Here is a 6,146-nt window from a genome sequence, read left to right as displayed (position 1 = left end):
GCCCCACCGCCGCGGCCGCCCCGCGCGCCCTCCGCGGACGCCGCCCCGTCGTCCCTGCCCTCCGGCCCCCGGGCCGACCGCCCGCGCCGCGCGACCCCACCCGCGGACCGCTCCTGGGCTTCGTGAAAACGCATACCTGTCTCCCCCCCGGTTCAGCAACCGCGCCGTCCCCCCGAACGGCACCCCACCCTGTGACGGAGAGCGGCGCGGCCGCTCCTCCGACGTACGAACATAGTTGAGGCCACCGACGGTGAGAAGAGGGCGAATACGGCCCGGGTCGCCCCCTATCGGACCAGCGTCCCGCCGCACCTGTGGACAAACGCCGGTGACCCTGTGCCTCATGGACGAGTGACGAAGGAACCCATCCGCATTCTCGTGGCCGGCGGCGGATACGTCGGCCTCTACACCGCGCTGCGCCTCCAGAGCCGCCTCAGTGGCGAGCTGCGGCGAGGGGCGGTGGAGATCGTGGTGGTCTCCCCCGAGCCGTACATGACGTACCAGCCGTTCCTGCCGGAGGCGGCCGCCGGCTCGATCTCCCCGCGCCATGTCGTCGTGCCGCTGCGCCGGATCCTGCCGCGCTGCCGCTTCCTCGGCGGCGAGCTGGTCTCCGCCGATCCCGCCACCCGCACCGTGCACATCCGCACCCTGGCGGCGGAGCAGACGGACGCCGCGCCCGAACCGGTGCGCTACGACCACCTCGTCCTCGCGGTCGGCTCCGTCTCGCGGACGCTCCCCGTCCCCGGGCTCGCCGAGCACGGCATCGGCTTCAAGACCGTCGAGGAGGCGATCGGCCTCCGCAACCACGTCCTGGAGCAGCTCGACATCGCCGCCTCCACCCGCGACCCCCAGGTCCGCGACGCCGCCCTCACCTTCGTCTTCGTCGGAGGCGGCTACGCCGGCGTCGAGGCCGTCGCGGAGCTGGAGGACATGGCACGCTACGCGAGCCGCTACTACCCCAACGTCAGCGCCGACGAGCAGAAATGGATCCTCGTCGAGGCGACCAACCGCATCCTTCCCGAAGTCGGCCTGCGCATGGGGGAGTACGCCGTCCGCGAGCTGCGCGGCCGCAACATGGACGTGCGGCTGAGCACCCGGCTCGACGCCTACGAGGACGGCGTCGCGGTCCTCAGCGACGGCACCCGCCACCCCACCCGCACCCTGGTGTGGACCGCCGGGGTCAAACCCAACCCGGTCCTCGCCGCCTGCGGCGTCCCCCTCGACGAGCGCGGCCGCATGCGCTGCACCCCCCAGCTGCGGGTGGCGGGCGTCGACCGTGTCTGGGCGGCCGGTGACGCCGCCGCCGTGCCCGACCTCTCCGTCGACGACCCGGCGCCCGACGGCAACCCGGCGCTCTGCGCGCCCAACGCGCAACACGCCGTACGGCAGGCGCGACTTCTGGGCGACAACATCGCCCGCGTGCTCCGGGGCCACCAGCCGGTCTCCTACCGCCACCGCTACGCCGGATCCGTCGCCTCCCTGGGCCTCCACAAGGGCGTCGCGCGGGTGTACGGCCGGCGGCTCAAGGGGTACCCCGCCTGGTTCATGCACCGCACCTACCACCTCAGCAGGGTGCCCACCCTCAACCGCAAGGCACGCGTCCTCGCGGAGTGGACCCTGGCCGGTCTCTTCAAACGCGAGATCGTCTCCCTGGGGTCGATGGAGCACCCCCGCGCCGAGTTCGAGGCCGCGGCAGGCAGCGACCGCACCCCCGGAGGGCCGTAGTCTTGGACCGGAGGCCCGCGCGCTGACGGCGACGCCCGAGACCCTAGCCACGCCACCCCGGCAGGTTGACCGGGCTACTGGGAGAGACCAGGTGAAACTGACCCGCTGGGGCATCCGGTTGCCCGGCACGCAGCGGCGCACCGCACCCGCCGCCATCACCGCGGCCAAACCGGTCCCCGCCGCGCGCGACGGCCGACCCGGCCGCCACGAGACCCGGACCGCGCCCGGCGCCGAACCCGCCGAGGAGAACCACCACGTGGCACAGAGCGACGGCAACGACCCGCCCGACGGCACCGGCACGCCCCACGCCGCCACCGACGCCGAGTTCGTGCACGGTCCGGCGGTGCACGAACTCCTCGGCCAGGTGCCCGCCCCGGTCGCCCTCGTCCACGGCGCCGACCACCGCGTCGCCTACGTCAACGAGGCCTACGCCGCGCTGTTCGGCCCCCGCACCCCCGGCAGCCCTGCCCGGGAGTCCCTCACCGAGCTGGCGGAGCTCGGACTGGTCCCCCTCATGGACCAGGTGCGACGCAGCAACACCTCCCGCACCATCAAGTCCCGCCGGGTGCAGGGCGCGCGGCGCGACTCCTTCCACACGTTCACCTGCACCCCCGTCGAGCTCTCCGCCCCCGAGGGCCCGCCGGTCCGCGGCGTCCTGGTCTTCGCCGCCGACGTCACCGACCAGGTCACCTCCGCCGAACGGCTCCGCGAGAGCGAGGGCCGGCAGCGCGAGACCGCCGTCACCCTCCAACGCAGCCTTCTGCCACAGGAGTTGGAGCAGCCGGACGAACTCCGGGTCGCCGCGACCTACCGTCCCGGAGGCACCGAGACCGCCGTGGGCGGCGACTGGTACGACGTCATCACCCTGGGAGCCGGCCGCACCGCCGTCGTCATCGGCGACGTCATGGGCCGGGGCGTCCGCGCCGCGGCCGTCATGGGCCAGCTGCGGACCGCCGTCCGCGCCTACGCACGGCTGGACATGCCGCCCCACGAAGTGGTGCAGCTGCTCGACGGCCTGGCCTCGGAGATCGACCCCACCCAGATCGCCACCTGCGTCTACGGGGTCCACGACCCGAGCGAGGACACCCTCTCCTACGCCTCCGCCGGCCATCTGCCCATCGTGGTCCGCCGCCCCGACGGCACCGTCCATCGCACCCCGGGCCCCACCGGGCCGCCGCTCGGCACCGGCGACTGGGTCCACGAGTCGGCCGCCATCCCCTTCCCGCCCGGCAGCAGCGCCGTGCTCTGCACTGACGGGCTGGTCGAACGCCGCGACGCCGACATCGACGCCGGACTCGACACCATGGAGGAGGCACTGGCCGTCGCCGCGGACTCCCCGCAGATCCTCTGCGACCGGCTGCTGCGCGCACTGGGGATCTCCGACGGCCACGACGACGACGTCGCCATCCTCGCCTTCACCCGGCCGCAGCCCGAGGGCGCCGACGCCGGCCTGTTCCGCGCCGCCGCGCTCGACCTGCACGGCGGCATCGAGGCGACCCCGCGTGCCCGGGCCTTCGCGGGCGGTGTCCTCTCCTCCTGGCGGTTCCCCGACGAGCTCCGCGACCTCGGGGTGCTCACGGCCAGCGAACTGGTCGCCAACTCCGTCGTGCACGGCAAGGCACCGATGCGGCTGCGGCTGCGCCGCACCGACCGGCGCCTGATCATCGAGGTCACCGACGGCGACGAGCACCTGCCGCGCCACCAGCAGGTGAAGCTGGGCGACGAGACGGGCCGCGGCATCGCCCTGGTCGCCGCCGTCGCCAGTGACTGGGGCACCCGCCGGCTGCCGGAGGGCGGCAAGTCGGTCTGGGCCGAGTTCACGCTGCCCGCGGCCCCCGCCCCCTGACCCGTCGGTCGCTGTCCCGGCCACGACCCCGAAGGGCCCGGCCCCGTACCGCGCAGGTACGGGACCGGGCCCTTCGCACGAGGTCACCCGGCGGCGCTGCCGCAACCGACCGGCTCCCGGTCGGTGCGGGCCCCCACCGCGGGGGACGCGACCGGCGTCGCGTCCCCCGTGCCGTCCCGAGCCGGCACGCCGGCCACCGACCCCGCCGCCCCGCCGGCCGCGACGACGGCCGCCACCGGCACCGGTTCCACCGGCGCCGCGGCCGCGGAAGGCACCTCCACGGGGGAGTCGGCCCCGGTGGTCGGGACGGTGCCGTACTCCTGGTCGCGGGTGAGCCGTCGGCCGAGCCGCAGCGCCAGCACCGAGATCCCCAGCGAGCAGCCGGTCACCAGCACCAGGTACGGCACGTACGCCCCCACCGCGGCCAGCAGCCCCCCGACCGCCGGGCCGACCGCCAGTGCCAACTGCTTCACCAGCGCGAAGGCCGCGTTGTAGCGGCCGATCAGCCGTGCCGGCGCCAGGTCTGCCACCAGCGGCGCCACCGTCGGCGACAGCATCGCCTCACCCACGCCGAACAGCGCGTAGGTCGAGATCAGCAGCCCGACCGCGAACGCGTGCGCCACCGGCAGCAGCCCGGACGCCGCGGCGGCCAGCCAGGCCACCGTCCAGACCACCCCGACCAGGGCGATCACCCGGCTGCGTCGCTTGCCCTCGACGAACCGCAGCACGGCGTACTGGGTGACCACGATCGCCGCGGTGTTGGCGGCCAGCGCCATGCCGAGCGTGCTCGGCGAGACCCGGGTCACCTCGACCGCGTAGGCGGCGAGACCGGCCTCGAACTGGCCGTAGCAGGCGAAGAAGAGCACGAAGCCCAGCACGCAGAGCAGCAGCATCGCCGGATCGGCGACCACGGCCCGCATCCCCTCGGCCGGCGGCGCCGAGGCGCCGCCCCGCACCCCGCGCCGACCCGGTACCGGCCGGTGGGAGGCGGCGACCGGCCGGTGCGGCTCCGCACCGGGCGCGGAGCGCGGCAGCCGCACGGTGGAGACCACCGCCGCCAGCACCAGGAACATGACCGCCTCGGTGGTGAAGAGCAGGACGAAACTCCCGGCCCGGTGCTCGTCGACGACCAGTCCGCCGGTGAGCCCGCCCAGACCCAGGCCCAGGTTGGCGAGGAAGAACTGCGTCGCGAACGCCCGGGACCTGCCGGCCGGGGTCGAGCACCAGACGATCATGGTCGCCAGCGCCGGCTGGAGCATCGCGAGGCCCGCACCCATCACACCGGCGGAGACCAGCACCGCCGGCGCCGTCGCGGCGAACCCGAAGCTCAGGGCACCGGCCGACGCCGCGGCCGCCCCCACGAGCGCCACCGGCAGCGGTCCCCGCTGATCGATGGCCCGCCCGGTGAAGGGCAGCACCAGCAGCGCCGCGACGGCGAAGGCCGCGAGTGTCACCCCGGCTGCCAGATCGCCCAGCTCGCGCACGCGTGCCACGTAGATGAACAGATACGGCACCGTGAATCCGTTGCCGAACGCGCTGAGCGCGTTACCGATCTGGATGCGCCGCAGCGCCGATCCCGTCCCGGTCAGCTTGTTCACCGTCCCCTCGCCTTTCTGGTCGTCCGTGGTTGCTCCTCCCCTCGCCCACCGGGCCGGCGTGCTGCGCAGCGGCAGGGAGCCGCCGCGGCACCGGGCCACGCGAGCGGGCCCCGAGCCGACGGGGAGCGCCGTTCTCAGGGCCATGACAGTTCGAAGCTAAAGTTCGATGTCAAAGACTACAGGGGCAAGGGGTTCGGGATCGAACAACAACGGAGTGACGTGCGATACTCCCCGCCATGCCTCCCCAGCGTCGGCGCGAGCCGACCCTCGACGAGCAGATCGCCATCTACCTCCGGGAGTACCAGGAGCTGGACCCCCAGGTGGAGAAGGTGGTCAACGCCCTGTCCCGCCTTGACCGGCGGATGAGCGTCGCCTACAGCCGGCACCTCGGCGCGGCCGACCTCAGCCAGGGCGAATGGGAGGTGCTCAAGGCACTCGTCATGGCCGGCAGCCCCTACCAGCTCTGGCCGGGCACCCTCTCCAACCGGCTGGGGCTGACCCCGGCGGCCATTACCCACCGCATCGACCGGTTGCTCGCCTCGGGCCTCGTGACCCGAGAACGCGACCCCGACAACCGGGTGCGGGTCATCGTCGGCATCACCGACGCCGGCCACCAGAAGTGGTTGGAGGTGATGCGCCTCGCCTCCGTCTTCGAGGAGGGGCTGCTGCAGGACCTGGACCCGCAGGAGCGCGGCGTCCTCGGCGAGCTGCTGACCCGGCTGCTGCGCCGCGTCGAGGACGCCCAGCCCGACGCCGGCGGCCGACTCACCGACCTGGACTGAGTCGCCTTCCCGCGGCTCGTCGGGGCGGTACGACCGGTGTGCCACCTGGATTTGACGCTCCAGACGTGGCTGCGTAATGTTCTCCGAGCTGCCACGGAGCCGTTCGGTTCCCCAAGTGACGCTGAGCGTCCCAGGAGGCGGCATCCACTGCCTAGGTGCATCTGCCCTTTCGGGCCTGTTTCTCGTGCGTCCGCGCAT

The 6,146-nt window shown here is 73.8% G+C and carries 4 protein-coding genes; 3 read left to right on the top strand and 1 reads right to left on the bottom strand.

Features of this window, described 5'->3' with window-relative positions; translation table 11 throughout:
- Positions 1 to 348 precede the first annotated feature (348 nt).
- Together HCN52_RS20800 and HCN52_RS20795 are read left to right on the top strand one after the other, a co-directional pair.
- Positions 349 to 1,722, top strand: a complete 1,374-nt coding sequence (locus tag HCN52_RS20800; RefSeq protein WP_312876808.1) for an NAD(P)/FAD-dependent oxidoreductase — start codon at positions 349 to 351, stop codon at positions 1,720 to 1,722.
- A gap of 91 nt (positions 1,723 to 1,813) precedes the next feature.
- A complete protein-coding gene (locus tag HCN52_RS20795) occupies positions 1,814 to 3,568 on the top strand; it encodes an ATP-binding SpoIIE family protein phosphatase (RefSeq protein ID WP_168089984.1) in 1,755 nt (584 codons plus the stop codon).
- An 83-nt stretch (positions 3,569 to 3,651) separates the two neighbouring features.
- Here HCN52_RS20795 and HCN52_RS20790 read toward each other — a convergent pair whose 3' ends face one another.
- On the bottom strand, positions 3,652 to 5,166 hold the full coding sequence (locus HCN52_RS20790) for an MFS transporter (protein WP_168089983.1): 1,515 nt from the start codon (positions 5,164 to 5,166) through the stop codon (positions 3,652 to 3,654).
- Between the two features lie 236 nt (positions 5,167 to 5,402).
- Between HCN52_RS20790 and HCN52_RS20785 the strand changes: the two genes are divergently transcribed.
- Entirely contained in the window at positions 5,403 to 5,948 is a 546-nt protein-coding gene (locus HCN52_RS20785; RefSeq protein WP_168089982.1) for a MarR family winged helix-turn-helix transcriptional regulator, read from the top strand.
- Positions 5,949 to 6,146 lie beyond the last annotated feature (198 nt).

Origin of the sequence: Streptomyces bohaiensis (assembly GCF_012033785.1) — a bacterium.
GTDB classification, from domain to species: Bacteria; Actinomycetota; Actinomycetes; order Streptomycetales; family Streptomycetaceae; genus Streptomyces; species Streptomyces bohaiensis.
The sequence above is the reverse complement of the archived record's forward strand: the minus strand, read 5'-3'. Positions and strand labels throughout refer to the sequence as shown.

Bases quoted from the DNA above. Each gene is read 5' to 3' on its own strand.
- HCN52_RS20785 (WP_168089982.1), top strand. From the start codon at position 5,403: ATGCCTCCCCAGCGTCGGCGCGAGCCGACCCTCGACGAGCAGATCGCC.